Here is a 16,467-nt window from a genome sequence, read left to right as displayed (position 1 = left end):
TGGTCATTACGTCGGTCATGGAACATCCCTTTCGGTATTATTTCATGACCCCGCTTTACACAAAAAATCTGACAGGCTCACTTCGTCCGGACTCTCTTTCGACATTAGCAGCTGCGATGTGCTCTGAATTCCAGTTGCATGCAGCAACGGGCCTATAACCGTATACTGCTGCCCTTTTCGCCAATGCGATTGAGGAGGGCAGCGGCCGTTAGATAAAGCAACTTGAAGAATAATGACAATCATCTAACAGTATTTATGAACTCCCTCCGTTTTGCAAGACCTGCCGTTTTGACGTTGAAGTGAGAATCGACTGCACAAATTTATCCGGCCTACTGTGGCACCCGTCGGTGCCGGCCCTGATGTCTTCCGCTCGCAGACTGCCTCATTACCGCTACGGCCTAGCTTCGACCAACTTTGTTATCAGGCTCTTGTCTGCGTGAGTCCGAACTCATTCTCCATCAACCCGTCTTGCTCGCAATCGTTGGCGGGACACTCCTTGAAATTTGATTCTGATTCCTGTCAGCTCGCTACTTGATATTCCGTTCCTCGAGCCAGCATCGCCCAGATAACCCTGGCATTCCTCGCCGCCAAGGCGACCGCCGCCACATTGTTACAGGACCGATGTCAAGCGCGGAGTAACAGTGAGCCACTTTGCGGACCTTTACGCGGCCGAATTCTGAGCCACTGACTTGGCAGCACTGCCGACGAAGCCGGCTTTCTTTTGTTTCCTGAGTCGGTAACTATCCCCCTTGATCTGTACGATATGAGCATGGTGCAGAATGCGGTCGAGCATGGCCGCGGTCAGCGTCGGGTTAGCCCCGAAGGTGTCATCCCATTGAGCAAACGGCAGGTTACTGGTCAGGATCATCGAACCACCCCGTTCATATCTCTTGGAGACGATATGGAAGAAGTGGCTGGCTTGCTCACCGCTGAACGGCAGGTAGCCAATCTCGTCAATGATCAGTAGTCGCGGACCCAGTACCCGATGCCGCATCACCGCGTCGTATCGACCTTGACGCTCGGCTGCTGCTAACTGCAACATCAGGTCCGCCGCAGTAGCGAAGTGGGTCTTGATGCCGGCCTGGGTAGCAAGGTAGCCCAGTGCAATGGCAAGATGGCTCTTGCCTACGCCAGAAGGCCCCAGGAACACTGCATTCTCGCCCCGTTCAACGAAGCGTAACGTAGCCAACTCATCAATCAGACTCTTTGGCGTGCCGGTGGCAAACTCGAAGTCGTACTGCTCCAGGGTCTTGATGACCGGGAAGGACGCCATCCGAGCCAACGTTTGCCGGCTGCGAACCTGTCTGGTATCGCGTTCATGGGCCAGCGCTTGTTCCAGGAACTGCAGGAAGCTCCAGTCCTGTTCGGCAGCCTGGCTGGCAATGGCTTCGAAACGCTCGGCCAGCCCATCGAGCTTGAGCTGCCGGCAGTAGGTGTCAATGCGTTCAGCCTGCAGGTTCATACGCCGACCTCCGTTAGGATCTGCTGGTAGACCGACAGCGAGTGTTGCAAGGAATTGACCTGTGCGCTGATCGAGCGCATGGCCGGCCATGTCGGATCGATTCGTGGCCGGTACTTCGGCAAGGGCTGCAGCAATGCCTTCTCCACGTTCTCGTAGAGCGTATGAGGGGCATGACGGGTGAGCGGATGCACACGCCGGTTAGCCACATCGCGCAGCCACTTGCCAACCTCGGCATTGGCGGTAGGAACATCGACCAGCAGGCCGCTGGCCTTCATCCGGCTGTCCAGCGGCACATAGAAGTTACCGCGCAAATAGCGATGGAAGCGTTCTACCTTGCCTTTGGTACGCGCCCGGTACGGCCGACACAGCCTGGGCATATAGCCGTACAACTTGGCCATGTCGAGGAAGTCATCGTTCCAGCAATGCTGGCCCTCGCCATAGGCATTGCGCTTGATGACGACACTCTTGGCGTTGTCGTAGAGTATTTCCTTCGGCACGCCACCGAGTGCCTCGAACAGCGCATGATGACAGGCCACGAGCGTCTCGGCAGTCTCGTCGGCAGCGAAGCGCACCCATCGCCATCGGCTGTAGCCCAGCGTGGCGGTAAACGCATACAGCGGATGGCGTCCACGTCGGAAGACGACGAAGTCGCATTGCATCTGCTGGCCGGGCGGGGTCTCGAAGCGGACCACCGGATCCTCCTTGGCGGCTGGCTTGCAGGTTCGCATGAACTCCTGGAGCTGGCGAATCTGGCCGGTATAGCCGAGCGCCCTGAGTTCGCGCATCATTGCCGGTGCTGGAATCCATTCCGGATGCGCTTCGTCGACACGCTTGGTGATGTAGGCCTTGAACGCATCAAGCTTGGTGGGCCGGGCATCACGCATCTTGTAGCGTGGCGCCTCGGGTGAATCTAAATAACGGGCGACCGTGTTTCTTGAGATGCCCAGCTGGCGGGCTATCTGACGCTCCGAGAGGCCCTGGGCCTTGAGCACATGAATTTCCATCCACTCTTCCTTATGTAACACTCGGATCTCGCGCAAAAAGATCCGACTTTACGAAAAAGTGGCTCAGATTTACTTCGCGCGTAGTGGCTCAGTATTACTCCGCGCGCAACAATGCTTGATGCGACAGGCATGACATACGGCGTTCTCATACAGGTAAGCGTGCACGGCACTGACAACCGCCTGATGCGGCAAACTCTACGGGCCCATCATGAGCGTCTACGGGGCATCGCGGTCATGCCGCTTAGCTTGCCCGAGAACGAATATGTCGCAGCACGCGAGGACGGTGTCGTCGGGCTGCGCCTTAACGTATTGTTCGGCGGCGGCATCGGTTTCGATGCACTTTCCGAGTACGATGCCCTTGCACGGGACATGGGCTGGCACCTTCAGTTTCTCATTAGCGTAAAGGACTTGCCCGCCCTTGCACCGGCGATTAGTAAGCTGCGTGCGCCTTTCGTAGTCGATCATATGGGCCATTTCCCCGCCGAGCGTGGAGTTGATGCACCTGGATTCCGCACGCTTGTAGAACTGATCCGCGACGGCGGTTGGGTCAAACTCTCAGGCGCATACCGTCTGAGCCCGACACTGCCGTACAAAGACACTGTTGCACTGGCACAGGCCCTATTCAACGCAGCGCCCGACCGATGCGTATGGGGATCAGACTGGCCGCACGTCGCCCATTACGGACATATGATGAACGTGGGCGACTTGCTTGAGACGCTAGCGATGTGGCTGCCTTGCGAGTCCGATCGCAACCGAGTGCTAGTGGACAACGCACATCGCCTTTACGGATTTTAATCGCTGCCGTCCCCAGACGGTAGGTATTCAATGCAGTACACAATGGAGAGACGACATGAAAAGATCGATCGGAACAATCTCGGCAGCTTTGATCACTGCATTCATTGCTTGCACTTCAGTGCAGGCTCAACAAAAAACGGTCATTAAAATCGGTTGGACAACCAGCGATGGGGCACAAGACCCATACGCTATTGGTGCCCGCGCATTCAAGGCTGCCGCCGAAGCCAATAGCAAAGGGACACTTGATATTCAGTTATATCCGAACCGGCAGTTGGGGGACGAAAAGCCTATGATTGAGGGACTACGTTTCGGCACAGTGGATGCCGGCATTATCACCAATTCATCAGTTGCCCAAGTCGTGCCGGCGTTCCAGTTGAACGATTTACCTTTTCTGTATAGCAGTGAGGCACAAGCATTCAAGGTTTTGGATGGAAAAGTGGGTGCTCAGATGGCGAAGCAGCTCGAAGCAAAGGGCATTCTGACATTGGGCTACATGGACAGCGGTTTCCGCAGCATAGTCAACAACCGTCAGCCGGTGGCCAAGCCTGAGGATGTTAAGGGCGTCAAGTATCGCGTCATGCTGAGCCCGATTTATATTGACATGTTCAATTCATTGGGTGGTAGCGCAGTGCCAATGGCCTGGGGCGAAACATTTACAGCCATTCAACAGGGAACGATTGATGGCCTTGAGGCGCCGGTCACAGTGCTTGACCAAAGCAAGTTCTTTGAAGTCACGAAGTATCTGTCACTCACTAATCACACATATTCCGTCCTGCAGTTCCTTATGAGTAAGCGCACATTTGACAAGCTGACCCCCGACCAGAAAAGGGCGGTCAAGGAGGCAGCAGCGCAGGCAGTGGCAGAGCAGCGGAAAACGAGTGTCGAGAACACTCAAAAAATTATTGCTTCGTTGCAGGCTAAGGGCGTTAAAGTCAATACGGTGACTGACCGAAGTGCATTCCGTGAACGTGTCAAGCCGGTTTACGAGAAATACCGAGGCAGCATTGGCAACGATCTTCTTGATGCAGCGCTGGCTGAGGTAAAGTAAATTGAAGGCACTCACCAAGGGGTTGGTAAGGCTCAACGATGTGGTTTGCCATACGGTCAAAGGCATAATCGTTCTTCTAGCAGCAGTAATGACAGCAGCAATCTTGTGGCAAGTTTTTATGCGCTATTTCTTTAACCGCCCACCGTCATGGACGGAAGAACTCGCGCTGCTAATGTTCACTTGGACAATGTTGCTAATGATCGCTGTTGGTGTCCGCGAATTTTTTCATGTACGGATGGACTTACTGATTGAGCACTTGCCGTCAGTGGGCAAGGACATCATGAATCGGCTGATATGTTTCGGCATTGCCGGGTTTGGGTGCTACCTTGTCTGGTCGGGGGCCACCTATGTGCACGAAACAATAGGATCTACCTCAGCGGCGATCGGCTACGCCGTCGAATGGTTGTATACCGCAGCGCCGGTCAGCGGTGCGCTGACCGCGTTGTTTGCTTTCGAGCGCCTGCTTGTTGGACTACCGCAGGAGGAAAAGGCATGAGTGTCAGTGCATGGATCTTGACCGCAGGCTTCGCTTTACTAGTATTGCTAGGGTTCCCTTTTAGTTTCGCGATTGGTATCTCAGTCATCGGCGTTCTCTACTTTACGGATATTCCCGCTGTAATGTTGCCGCAGACGATAATCTCCGGAACGCAATCGTTTAGTCTTTTAGGTATTCCATTTTTTATGCTGGCCGGAGAAATCATGTCGGCCGGCGGAATGTCCAAGCGTTTGGTAGCAATGGCTGATGTCTTGGTTCGTCACCTGCCTGGTGGCTTAGGGCATGTAACGATTTTGGCGGCGGTTATTTTCGCCGCAATCTCAGGATCTGCTCCGGCGACAACGGCTGCGATTGGTGCAATCATGATTCCGGCAATGGCTGAGCGCGGCTATTCTAAAGCGTACGCTACCTCACTTGCAGTCAGCGCTGGTGTGCTTGCCCCCCTTATTCCCCCATCAATCGCGTTCGTAATCTGGGGCGTCATTGCTGAGCAATCGATTTCCAAGCTGTTTTTGGCGGGTATTCTGCCAGGCTTGCTAATGGCAGGAGGATTATCGCTGTTGGTGGCCTGGAATGCGCGCGGGAACCATGTAACACGCCTACCACGGGCGACATTTACTGAAGTGTGTACTGCGTTCAGGGAGGGCATTTGGGCACTGTTGGCACCATTCATTGTGCTAGCAGGGATCTATGGTGGCGCTTTCACTCCGACCGAAGCCGCTGCTGTAGCATGTCTCTACAGTCTGTGGGTTGGGGTATTCGTCGAGAAGCGCATCAAGGTTCGAGATTTACCAGAAATCTTCATAAACGGAATGCGAGTTAGCGCAATCGTCATGGCTGTTATGGCCGCATCGAGCGGTTTTAGCGTTCTTATCGCACAGGAGCAGATAGCAACTAAATTTGCCGGAGCACTCGGCGGTGCCATCACTCAGCCTTGGCTAATGCTGCTTGTTCTGAATCTGGTTTTCTTCCTTCTCGCGGCAGTAATGGACGAAGTAGCTATCATGGTGATTCTTGGTCCAATGCTGATAGCAATCGCTAACCAATTCGGAGTTGACCCAATCCACTTCGGCGCGGTCATCGTTACAAATGTAGCAGTGGGGATGGCGGCACCACCGATTGGCTACTGTTTATTCGTGGGGATGGCAATCAGTGGTCAGAAGCTCGGTGAGGTATCACGTGCCATTTGGCCGCAAATATTGGTAATGCTGGCAGTATTACTTCTGACGACTTACATCCCGCAATTCGCGCTTGTGTTCATCAATTAGTTGCGGGAATCGGCATATGGTTATTTATGTATGCCGTAAGCAACCTACATGAACGAAGCGTCGAGTTACACATGGAAAATGAACTGGTAGAAAGTATGAAATGTCTTTCCCGCGTCAAATGAAAGTCCGTGCAAAGCGAGACGTTAAAAGAAGCTTTTAACAACCCTCAGCATAACGTATGTTGCAGCACGTGAGGTAAACAAAGGATTAACTACCTGTTGTGTGGAAAACACCCCTGACATGATATCCATGTTTTATGGATGCAATTGATTTGATGGCTGTAACACGCCCGATTCCAACTGCCTTTATTAGCAGTGAGATTGGCGTGCTTACCAAAGCCCGCTCTATGTATCTGAAGATAGGAAAATAAAGATGACTTATCCGAATACACAACTATTGATCAACGGCCAGTGGCAGGATGCCGCCGACGGCCGCACGCTGGCCGTTCACAATCCCGCCACCGGCCAGGAAATCGGCCGCGTCGCCCATGCCGGCCGCGCCGATCTCGACCGCGCCCTCGAAGCGGCTCAGAAAGGCTTCGAAACTTGGCGCGACATGCTGCCCGCCGAGCGCAGCAAGATCATGCGCCGCGCCGCCGCCTTCATGCGCGAGCGCGCCGAAAACATCGGCCGTGTGCTGACACAGGAACAGGGCAAGCCGCTCGTCGAAGCCAAGGGTGAAGCGCTGGCCGCAGCCGACATCATCGAGTGGTTCGCCGAGGAAGGCTTTCGCGTCTACGGCCGCATCGTGCCGTCACGCACCAACATCGCCATCCGCCAGATGGTGCTCAAAGACCCGGTCGGTCCCGTCGCCGCCTTCACGCCCTGGAACTTCCCCATCAACCAGGTCGTGCGCAAGGTCGGCGCCGCACTGGCCGCCGGCTGCTCGATGCTGGTCAAGGCGCCGGAAGAAACCCCGGCAGGCCCGGCCGCACTGATCCAGGCCTTCGTCGATGCCGGCATTCCGCCCGGCGTGCTGGGCCTGGTCTACGGCAATCCGGCGGAGATTTCCAGCTACCTGATCGCCCATCCCATCGTCCGCAAGATCACCTTCACCGGCTCCACGCCGGTGGGCAAGCAGCTCGCCGCACTGGCCGGCCAGCACATGAAGCGCGTGACCATGGAACTGGGCGGACATGCGCCGGTGATCGTGGCCGAGGACGCCGACATTGCGCTGGCAGTCAAGTCGGCCGGTGCGGCCAAGTTCCGCAACGCCGGCCAGGTGTGCATCTCGCCGACGCGCTTCCTGGTGCATGAGAGCATCCGCGGCGAGTTCGAGCAGGCGCTGGTCAAGCATGCGCAGGCGCTGAAGGTCGGCGACGGCCTGGCCGAAGGCACGCAGATGGGCCCGCTGGCCAATCCGCGCCGCCTCACCGCGATGGCGGAATTCACCCAGGATGCGATCGAGCGCGGCGCGAAGGTGCTGGCCGGCGGCGTGCGCATCGGCGAGGCCGGCAACTTCTGGCAGCCGACGATCCTGTCGGATGTGCCGGTGGAAGCGAAGGTGTTCAACGACGAGCCGTTCGGCCCGATGGCGGCGATCCGCAGCTTCAACACGCTGGAAGAAGCGATTGCCGAGTCTAACCGTCTGCCGTACGGACTGGCGGGCTATGCGTTCACGCGTTCGCTGAAGAATGCGGATCTGCTGACGCGCCGGGTGGAAGTGGGCATGCTGTGGGTGAACATGCCGGCGCTGCCGTCGGCGGAACTGCCGTTCGGCGGGTTGAAGGATTCGGGCTACGGTTCCGAGGGCGGACCGGAGGCGGTCGAGGCCTACCTGAATGTACGTGCCGTCGCTGTGATGAATGCTTAGAACCGATAATTGCAATTTATGAAGGGTTTTCGAAGGGATCGTTGGTTTTCTCGTTTATTTAGGGCCATCCCTTTGAAGATTTTACATCGCGTTTCACATCGATGTAGGGGATAACCGCAATGCTTAACCAGCCTTGAGCATCAGCGGCACTGGTCGAGTCGATCGCCGCTCTCAAGGCTTCATCAAGTGCCTGACGAGTCCTTGCCTTCGCACTTCTTAGTTTCACCCCTTTCAAGGTGATTCTTATAGGGTGATTGAGGCACCAGATAGTAGATAAGGCATCCAAGTGGCACGGAGGTGCGTGCCATGGTTATGGATGCGGTGGTGCAACGTTGTGTTGAGCAAAGCCCGGTAACCGTCATGGCGAGGCTGGCCATGCAACGAGCGCTGGAGCCGGAGTGGATTGATGAGCTCTTTGAACAGAAGCGCGGCTTACAGTACACCCGTCAGCTGCTGTTCTCCACCACGGTCGAACTCATGTCCGTGGTAGCCGTGGGCTTGCGTCCATCCTTGCATGCCGCTGCCAAGGCCTGCAAGGACCTACCCGTCTCCCTACAAGCTTTATACGACAAGATCAACGGCACGTCCCCTGGCTTGGTCCGTGCCCTGGTGCAAGGCAGTGCGACTCGCCTGGGTAAAGTCCTGGCCCCCATGCTGGGTGGTAAAGCGCCCATGGTACCTGGCTACCAACTGCGCATCGTTGATGGCAATCATCTGCCGGCCAGCGAGAAGCGTCTCAAGCCTCTGCGCGGCTTTCGTGGTGCGGCGCTGCCAGGGCAGTCGCTGGTGGTGTACGACCCGGAGACGGATCTCGTGGTTGACATGCTGCCTTGCGAAGATGGCCATGCCAGTGAACGCACAATGATGCAGGCCATCCAGCAACAGGCGCAGCCAGGCCAGCTGTGGATTGCCGATCGCAACTTCAGCACACGCGCCATCTTCTGCCGCTGGCAAGAACGCGGCAGTTGTTTCATCGTACGTGAACATGGCCGCACGCCCAGCCCACAGGAGCTCGAACCGATGCAATTGCGCGGCAGGATCGACACCGGCAGCGTCCATGAGCAAGCGATATCGATCGAGGATGAGCAGGGCAAGCCAATACGATTGCGCCGAGTGGAACTGCACCTGGAGCACCCCACAGAGGACGGTGAGACGGTGATTCGGCTGTTGACCAATCTGCCGGCATGGGAGTTGACCGCACGCAGCGTGGCACGCGTCTATCGATTTCGCTGGAAGATTGAATCGCTGTTCCAGCGGTTGGAAGCCGTGCTGCATAGCGAGGTGCAGACGCTGGGTCATCCGCGCGCTGCGCTGTTTGCCTTCGGCGTGGCGGTGATGGCGTACAACGTGCTGGCGGTACTGCAATCGGCGGTGTGGGTCGCGCATGAGCTGCGGGAGGAAGACATAGAACTGTCGTCTTACTGCTTTGCTGATGAAATCCGGACGCACTATGCCGGCATGGTAATGGCTGTTATACCAACCGCATGGGACCCATACGACAGCATGACCGCAGACCAGCTGGCGGAGGTATTGCTGCAAATAGCATTGCATGCCAATCCCAAGTCACTACGAAAGCATACGCGTGGCCCAAAAACATCGGCTAGGAAGGGCTACGTCTCAGGCGCCGTCGCACGCCGGCAGGTCGCCACTGCGCGAGTGCTCAAAAATGGCTTCATTAAATAAGACCTTGAAAGGGGTGCTTCTTAGTTTGGTCTTCAGCTTGGACCAGCAGTTTTCAATGGTAGAGAACTCTGGCGAGTAAGGTGGCAGATAGATTAAGGTGGCTCCGACACCTTCAATGGTTTGCTCAATACCGGCGACTTTGTGTGCACTCAAGTTATCCATCACCACGACATCGCCCGGCCGCAAGGTCGGTATCAGAACATGATTAACATAGGTACGGAACACCGTGGCGCCGGTGGCACTATCGATGGTCATGACCGCCTCCAGACCTTGGCAGGACAACGCTCCCAGCACAGTCACATTGCGACCGAAGCTCTTTGGTACCGCATCCTTGACGCGAACACCAGGGGTTGCGCGGCTGCCGCGACGCATCATGGCGATATTGCAGTCGGTCTCGTCGATAAACTTCAACCGGCGGGACGAATGGCGGGCTATCTTCCTGCGGTATTGACGACGGGCGCGACGCACTCGCAGAGTATCTCTCTCACATGCATGGACGGTCTTTTTTAAGCGGCATGCGCAGCCGCTGCAATAACCGGCAAAGGGTTGCCGGCCTTACACGCACGCCCGTCAACTGGTCAACGTGATCGGCTAATTCAGCCAGCGTGATATCGGGTTGCCGTTCAACCAGAAGGCGAACATGGGCCTGTGCGGTGTCATCCAAGCGCGTGCTCGGGCTACGTCCTTGCTTTTTAGCAGTGGCATCGCCGGTGTGCCGCGCCCGCTGCAGCAACTTTTCCACAAACGACAGACTGACACCAAAGAACTCGGCAATTTCACGTTGAGAGCCCATACCGCGTTCGTGGGCCTGCAAAATCTTCTGCCGCAAATCCAGAGAGTAAGGAGAGGCCATGAAACGTCAAAGATATGAATGGCAACATTTCTTTGACAAGAAAGCTTCTCATGAATTCCAGATGAATTCATGCAACACGCTGTAGCTTCGCCGCCTCTGCGCGAAATTCGGGCGTATAGGTTCGCAAGTTTGTTTTCTTCATGCATTCTCCCATTTGATGAGGCTAACAAACGAGAGTGTCCACAGAAGTCAGGCCACCTCAATCGTATCGGTGCCGGAGGCGGTGCGCTGATCATCGAAAAGTTCGACGGTGGAGGACAGGAACGTAAGAGCAGCGGTACGGAGTAGCCCCGGGCAGCCGCTGAGGTCGAAATGGACGCAGCTTAAACTAACCGGTTCAATGTCTTGACTGATGGGTCCACTTTAGAAAGCCTTCCCCCAACTACCCGGTGCTATTCGTTCCTTGTGCACGAGTACCTGAGCCAACCTGGTTCTCAACGGCGGTAAGTTATAACTTGCGATTGGTATCACTCCTTCTTGTGGGGGGCCGTCTGGCTGCAATCTCCTCTGCAAGCTGCACGAACGCGTTTAATGCAGCAGACGGAGCAGGATCTTTCCATGCAAGAATGAGCTTACTCTTTGGTAGCGCTTCGCGCAGCGGACGGTAGACGACGTTATTCATATGGACTTGTTGAACGGATGCTGGAACAAGCGTCACGCCAAAGCCCGAACTCACAAGTCCCAGCGATGCATAAATTTGGCCCACTTCGAAAAGAGGTGAGGGTGCAAAGCCAGCGTACGCACATAGCTGGCTGATAATCGCATGGTAGTCGGGAGCGACGTCTTTCTTATAGTTAATTACCCGCAGCGGCGCACAATCCGTTATCGAAATCTGCCGTTTCGTTGCCAGAGGATGATCTTTCGCGATCGCGACATAGAAGGGTTCCTCAAGTACTAGCGCAGAATTCAAATCGGCGTCCGGCGGGATCGAGCGCACGAACGCGAGATCAATATCGCCGCGCGTTAGAGCATTGACCTGCTCGGCAGATGTGAACCAACGAAGCTCAACTGTAACGGCCGGAAACCGCTGCTGATATTCGCGAAGCAGCGGAGGCAGGAGTGTATAGGCAATATGCTCAAAGAAGCCAACGGCGATGTGTCCAATTTCGCCGCGCGCTGCACGCTGCGAATCGACGACCGCCGCATCCGTCGCGGAAAGGATGCTCCGTGCACGATCAGCAAACACTTGGCCAGCCGACGTAAGAAATATCCGTCTACCGAGTCGCTTGAACAACTCAATGCCGATTTCTTGCTCCAGTTCACGTATCTGACGGCTGAGCGGAGGTTGCGCGATGTTAAGCCGTTCAGCGGCCTTAGTGAAATTAAGTGTCTGTGCGACGGTGAGGAAGTACCGAAGATGGCGCAGTTCCATACAAAACCTTTTAGGTATTGATAATCAACTTATTATATCTTTTACATTTCGTTTGGTGGCCTCTATGATACCGACATCAACTTACTAAAGGAGATGACCACTATGAAACTCAATGCTTCCCAATTGGCCGCCTACAAACGTGACGGGTTTATCGTGTTGGAGTCGCTTTTCTCGGACGAAGAAGTCAAGGCTATGAAGAGCGACCTAAAGCGGATTCAGCAAATTGACACGGACCATTTGGTTCGTGAGAAAACAGGGGGTATTGCGAAGACCATTTATAAAGTTCATGAACCCGACAGTCCGACGGCTTCGTCTGTTTTTCATGCAGCTACGCGAGCCCCGCGCATGCTTGGACCGGCGCAGCAGCTTCTGGAGGACCCTGATCTTTATATCTATCACACGAAATGCAACCTGAAAACGGCGATCGATGGTTCGGTCTGGCAGTGGCATCAAGACTTTGGAACTTGGCACATTGATGGCGTAAAAGACCCAAGCATGACCACCGCGTTAATCATGCTTGACGAGCCTACCGAGATGGGCGGCTGCCTCTACTTCATTCCGGGCAGCCACAAGCTTGGCTCGCTACAACCGGCGTTCGATGAGGCTACTGGCTACCGTTTTTACGTCGTGCCAAAACCGACGATGCTTGACATTTTGGCCAGCCATCCGCAAGTTGTGCCGATTATCGGTAAGCCTGGCACCGTGGTTTTCTTCGATGCAAACATCGTGCACGCATCGGGTCACAACCTGTCTGGTGAGGACCGTTGGCAAGCGTACGTTGTATACAATCAAGTTAAGAATCGTCCGGGCAATGTGGAGAATCCCCGTCCCGACTACGTTCGGTCGACAAATTTTGCGCCGCTTGCTGTTGGCAGCGATGAGATTCTCAATCAGGAGTCGGTCGTTTGAGACTGTACACTGCGTAGATCAGTTGCGCATGCTGTGACTTCTCAAGCCGATACATGCGGTGAGTCTTGGAGAAGGCTTCACCGCTAGATATTACGGGCGCTGCAAGTGACCTGCAGCAGCCCTTACTTCCGGCCGATACCGTGTCGGCTTTGAACGTCTCCATTTCACGACGTTGAATCACACCGGATTTTGTGGAGGCACCAACATTTGAGAGAATGGTGCCATGAACAAGAAACAGATCAAGTTTTCTCCCGAAGTCAGGTAGCGCGCAGTACGCCTGGTGCGCGAGCAGCGTAGCGAACATCCGTCGATGTGGGCGGCCATCGAGACGATTGCACCGATGATTGGTTGCACCGCCCAGACGCTTCTGGATTGGGTCAAACGTGACGAAATCGACCGTGGAGTGCGTGACGGGGTCGGCACCGACGAGCGGGAGCGCATCAAGGCGCTGGAGCGCGAGGTCAAGGAGCTGCCCCGTGCCAATGAAATTCTGAAGGTGGCCAGCGCTTTTTTCGCCCAGGCGGAGCTCGACCGTCGATTCAAGTCCTGAAGTCTTTCGTCGATCACCATCGCGATAGGTTCGGGGTCGAGCCGCTCTGCAAGGTTCTGCAGATCGCCCCGTCAGGATATCGACGTCACGCAGCCCAGCTTCGCGATGCATCCAAGCGCAGTGCCCGCGCCTGACGCGATGAAGCTCAGAGGGTGAAGAATTGACAAAGACTGCTTCCTAATGGAGGCCAGCCACAGACGTTGTGTCCTGGGATGGCAGGAGAACTTCCTCCATGGGGTCTTTGGAATGGCAAAAGGGCTATAGTGTGACTAATGGGGAGCAGTGGGGCGGGTCCTATAAGGCTCATTAACCAGCATTGACGCCGTATTCGGGTAAATTCTTGTGTTTTGATCTGTCGTTCCCACTCGGCCAGCTACAGGATGTCCACACTCGACCAGTACGTAAATGCCGCGACCCGTGATAACACCCGCAAGGCCTATCAAGGCACAGTTCGGCACTTCGAAGTCGAATGGGGCAGCTTTTTGCCGACCAGTGCGGAGAGCATCGCCCACTACTTGGTCGACCATACCGAAACGCTGTCGGTCAATACCCTACGCCAGCGTCTGCCGCCCTAGCCCAATGGCATCTCGACCAGGGCTTCCCCAATCCGACTAAAGCAAAGGTGTTCAGGGGTATCCAAGTGCTGTATCCAGCTCTGGAAAAGCGGGCCAAGCCGCTGCAGATCGAGCAGCTGGCTCGAGTGGATCAATGGCCCCAAACCGCGATTGGGGAAAGTAAGTCGAAAAATGACCGTCGCGACGAGATTCGCCACCTGCACAATCGCGCATTGCTGCTACTCGGGATCTGGTGCGGCTTCCACGGCGATGAAATGACCCAGCTAGTTGCTGAGCATGTGGAGATTGTGCCTGGACAGGGCATGACCAGTTATTTTCCGGTCACGTAGACTGATCGGCAGATCAAGGAAACGACGTTCAAGGCGCCGGCGCTGCCCCGATTCTGCCCGGTCGAAGCATACCTGGCTTGGGTCAACGCTGCGCAAATCAGCGATGGCGCGTTTTTCCGGAGCTGCGACCGCCTGGGGGCACGTCGGTGATGGTTGACTGCATATCGACAGCCTAGCGCCGCTGTTACGCTCCATCCTGAAGGAAGCGGGTGTTGTATCGCCGGAGCTCTACTGCGGCCGTTCCCTGCGACGTGGGTTCGTGACTTGGGCCAGCGGCGTTTGTCAACGTAGTTGTCGCGTCACCTCAAGCGCCGCACTGTAATGCTTCTGGCCGAATCCTTTCCGGATTCAACCAGACCTGACTCTCCAGTGTCCAGTTCCTAATCCCCCGCGACCAGCGCTGCGGATGGCGGTTGCGGGCATCGTCATAAACCTGCTCCCGGCGTTTCAGAATCGCCGTGTCTTGGCCGTTGTGACGCTGTGCTGGCGTCACGAATTTCAGGCCACTGTGCTTGTGCTCCTGGTTGTACCAGCGCACGAATTTCTGCGTCCATGCCTGCGCTTGCTCCAGGCTCGCAAACGGTTTTCTCGGGTAGTCCGGCCGGTATTTGCAGGTGCGGAATAGCGATTCGGCATAGGCATTGTCGTTGCTCACACGCGGCCTGCTGAACGACGGCGCCACACCCAGTTGCTCCAGGGTGGCCAACATGGTCGCCCCTTTCATGGCGCTGCCATTATCTGAATGGAGCACCAAGGAACGGCCTGCCAGTCCTTCGGCCAGGCTGGTCCGGCGCATCAGCCGTGACGCCAGTTCCGCCGACTCCGCCACGTGCACCTCGTGCCCGACGATCTTTCGGCTGAAGACGTCAAGCACCATGTACCAGTAATAAAATTGGCCCTTCACGGCAGCTGGCATCCACGTAATATCCCAACTCCACACCTGGTTCGGGCCGGTGGCGCAATGGCTCGTAAGCACGCGTTCGGAAGGCTTCTTTGCGCGGCCGCGGTGATGCTGCTGCGATGCTGCCTTCAAGACGCGGTAAAAGCTCGACTCCGACGCGACGTAGACGCCCCGATCGGCCAGCGCCGGCACGATCTGACTCGGCGGTAGGCTGGCAAATTCCTCGCTGTTGGCAACGGCCAGGATCTCGGCTCGCTCATCCTCGCTCAGCTTGTTGGCCGGTTCCGGCCTCACGCTGGTCCGACGGCTGTCGCCGGCCACGGCATCGTCACCTTCACGCACCCAGCGCTAGAATGTGCGCAGGGTGATGCCCAGCTCGATGCAGGCCGGCTCAAGACGGCTACCCATTGCCTGGGCCTCACGGATCAACTCGACACACAAGAGGCGATCTGGGACGCTGATCAGTCTTCCTCTTTGTCCCCCCAGATCGCCTGGGCTTTTTTTCGCAGGATCAGCAGTGCTGCCGCTTCGGCCAACGCTTTCTCCTTGCGTTGCAAGTCCTTCTCCAGTTGCCGGATGCGCTTCTTGTCTTCCTTTGACTGCGCCTGTTGGCCTCGCGTCTGCTGCATCGTGCTCGCATTGGCGGCCATGCATGCAGCGCGCCATGCGGCGATCTGCTCGGCGAACAGGCCCTTGCGCCGGCAATACTCGGCCAGTTCGCTGGCATTCAGCGCAGCTGTTTCCAACACCACGGCAAACTTGTCCTCCGAGGTCCATTCCTCAGCATTTTTCCCACTACCCGGCACTGCGATTCCCTGATTACGAAGTTGACGGCGCCAAGTATAAAGGGTCTGCTCGGTGATCCCGCTCTCGCGGGCCAGTTCTGACACCAGCCTGTTCTGCGGTGGCATCATCTGCCGCAATAGCGCCTCTTTCCGTTCTGCTGAATACTGCCTCACTTGATCTCTCTTGCCCGTCCCCCGTATGGTTTTATCTCATCAGGTGACGCGACAACTATTCTGACACCGGGGGCAACTTCGCTTCCTATGCTCGCTGTGTGGACAGTCAATACACTAGCAACGGCAAGAAGAAAGGTAAAGGCAACATGAAGAACGGTAACAAGTATCTTGCTTGGGCGTTCGTGGAAGCTGCCAATATCGCGCGGCGTTATGACGACCAGGCCAGGCGCTTTTATGAGCGCAAGAAGGCAAAAACCAACGGGGTAGTGGCGACGAAGGCGCTGGCACACAAACTGGCGCGGGCGTGCTACCACATTCTTAAGGAAGGCAAGCCGTTCGACGGGGCACGCTGCTTTGCATAGTTTATGGCGGCAGGGATGAGCCAGGAAATTTAACTGGTAAAACCATAGTAATGAATGGACATCCCGCGCTGCCACCCAATCGCATTGCG

The 16,467-nt window shown here is 56.1% G+C and carries 14 protein-coding genes, 3 pseudogenes and 1 other annotated feature; of the genes and pseudogenes, 11 read left to right on the top strand and 6 right to left on the bottom strand.

Going from position 1 to position 16,467, the window contains the following annotated elements:
• Positions 1-661: 661 nt before the first annotated feature.
• Both istB and istA read right to left on the bottom strand, forming a co-directional pair.
• On the bottom strand, positions 662-1,462 hold the full coding sequence (gene istB / locus RY831_RS26690) for an IS21-like element helper ATPase IstB (RefSeq protein WP_326509404.1): 801 nt from the start codon (positions 1,460-1,462) through the stop codon (positions 662-664).
• Complete coding sequence (gene istA, locus RY831_RS26685; protein ID WP_326509403.1) at positions 1,459-2,487, bottom strand: IS21 family transposase; 1,029 nt, start codon at positions 2,485-2,487, stop codon at positions 1,459-1,461. The genes istB and istA overlap by 4 nt, the downstream gene beginning before the upstream one ends.
• A gap of 72 nt (positions 2,488-2,559) precedes the next feature.
• Here istA and RY831_RS26680 point away from each other — a divergent pair, with 72 nt between their 5' ends.
• The 6 genes from RY831_RS26680 to RY831_RS26655 all read left to right on the top strand — a co-directional run bounded on the left by RY831_RS26680 (position 2,560) and on the right by RY831_RS26655 (position 9,568).
• Positions 2,560-3,261: an amidohydrolase family protein gene (locus RY831_RS26680; RefSeq protein WP_496196646.1), complete on the top strand. Its 702-nt coding sequence runs from the start codon at positions 2,560-2,562 to the stop codon at positions 3,259-3,261.
• 55 nt (positions 3,262-3,316) lie between these two features.
• Complete coding sequence (locus tag RY831_RS26675) at positions 3,317-4,309, top strand: TRAP transporter substrate-binding protein (protein WP_194725004.1); 993 nt, start codon at positions 3,317-3,319, stop codon at positions 4,307-4,309.
• A 1-nt stretch (position 4,310) separates the two neighbouring features.
• The gene (locus tag RY831_RS26670; protein WP_194725005.1) at positions 4,311-4,805 is read left to right on the top strand and encodes a TRAP transporter small permease; all 495 of its coding nucleotides are present in this window, start codon (positions 4,311-4,313) and stop codon (positions 4,803-4,805) included.
• Positions 4,802-6,073 carry a TRAP transporter large permease gene (locus tag RY831_RS26665; protein ID WP_326509401.1) on the top strand — a complete coding sequence of 424 codons (1,272 nt, stop codon included), beginning with the start codon at positions 4,802-4,804 and terminating at the stop codon, positions 6,071-6,073. Before RY831_RS26670 ends, RY831_RS26665 begins: the two co-directional genes overlap by 4 nt.
• 372 nt (positions 6,074-6,445) lie before the next feature.
• Complete coding sequence (locus RY831_RS26660; RefSeq protein ID WP_326509400.1) at positions 6,446-7,885, top strand: NAD-dependent succinate-semialdehyde dehydrogenase; 1,440 nt, start codon at positions 6,446-6,448, stop codon at positions 7,883-7,885.
• Between the two features lie 360 nt (positions 7,886-8,245).
• Entirely contained in the window at positions 8,246-9,568 is a 1,323-nt protein-coding gene (locus RY831_RS26655) for an IS4 family transposase (protein WP_326509406.1), read from the top strand.
• Here RY831_RS26655 and RY831_RS26650 read toward each other — a convergent pair.
• The 3 genes from RY831_RS26650 to RY831_RS26640 all read right to left on the bottom strand — a co-directional run bounded on the left by RY831_RS26650 (position 9,503) and on the right by RY831_RS26640 (position 11,793).
• The gene (locus RY831_RS26650; RefSeq protein ID WP_326509399.1) at positions 9,503-10,036 is read right to left on the bottom strand and encodes an IS630 family transposase; all 534 of its coding nucleotides are present in this window, start codon (positions 10,034-10,036) and stop codon (positions 9,503-9,505) included. The genes RY831_RS26655 and RY831_RS26650 overlap by 66 nt on opposite strands.
• 16 nt (positions 10,037-10,052) lie before the next feature.
• Positions 10,053-10,421, bottom strand: a complete 369-nt coding sequence (locus tag RY831_RS26645; protein ID WP_326509398.1) for a helix-turn-helix domain-containing protein — start codon at positions 10,419-10,421, stop codon at positions 10,053-10,055.
• A gap of 448 nt (positions 10,422-10,869) precedes the next feature.
• Positions 10,870-11,793 carry a LysR family transcriptional regulator gene (locus tag RY831_RS26640; RefSeq protein ID WP_326509397.1) on the bottom strand — a complete coding sequence of 308 codons (924 nt, stop codon included), beginning with the start codon at positions 11,791-11,793 and terminating at the stop codon, positions 10,870-10,872.
• 102 nt (positions 11,794-11,895) lie between these two features.
• On the opposite strand from RY831_RS26640, the gene RY831_RS26635 reads away from it, so the two are divergent.
• The 4 genes and pseudogenes from RY831_RS26635 to RY831_RS26620 all read left to right on the top strand — a co-directional run bounded on the left by RY831_RS26635 (position 11,896) and on the right by RY831_RS26620 (position 14,156).
• A complete protein-coding gene (locus RY831_RS26635) occupies positions 11,896-12,702 on the top strand; it encodes a phytanoyl-CoA dioxygenase family protein (protein ID WP_194725012.1) in 807 nt (268 codons plus the stop codon).
• Between the two features lie 277 nt (positions 12,703-12,979).
• Positions 12,980-13,383 (top strand): annotated as a pseudogene (locus RY831_RS26630) (IS3 family transposase); the annotation flags it as partial.
• Positions 13,207-13,323, top strand: a sequence feature (AL1L pseudoknot). It overlaps the preceding pseudogene by 117 nt.
• 249 nt (positions 13,384-13,632) lie before the next feature.
• Positions 13,633-13,827, top strand: coding sequence for a hypothetical protein (locus RY831_RS26625; RefSeq protein WP_194725013.1), 195 nt, complete (start codon positions 13,633-13,635; stop codon positions 13,825-13,827).
• A 65-nt stretch (positions 13,828-13,892) separates the two neighbouring features.
• Positions 13,893-14,156: a site-specific integrase gene (locus RY831_RS26620; RefSeq protein ID WP_326509396.1), complete on the top strand. Its 264-nt coding sequence runs from the start codon at positions 13,893-13,895 to the stop codon at positions 14,154-14,156.
• A 304-nt stretch (positions 14,157-14,460) separates the two neighbouring features.
• On the opposite strand, the pseudogene RY831_RS26615 reads toward RY831_RS26620, so the two are convergent.
• Positions 14,461-16,016: pseudogene (locus RY831_RS26615) on the bottom strand (IS3 family transposase).
• Positions 16,017-16,087: 71 nt separating this feature from the next.
• Here RY831_RS26615 and RY831_RS26610 point away from each other — a divergent pair.
• Positions 16,088-16,378, top strand: a pseudogene (locus RY831_RS26610) (transposase); the annotation flags it as partial.
• Positions 16,379-16,467: the final 89 nt, after the last annotated feature.

Source organism: Noviherbaspirillum album (assembly GCF_035916955.1).
GTDB lineage: Bacteria > Pseudomonadota > Gammaproteobacteria > Burkholderiales > Burkholderiaceae_D > Noviherbaspirillum > Noviherbaspirillum album.
This window is presented reverse-complemented; position numbering and strand designations above follow the sequence as displayed.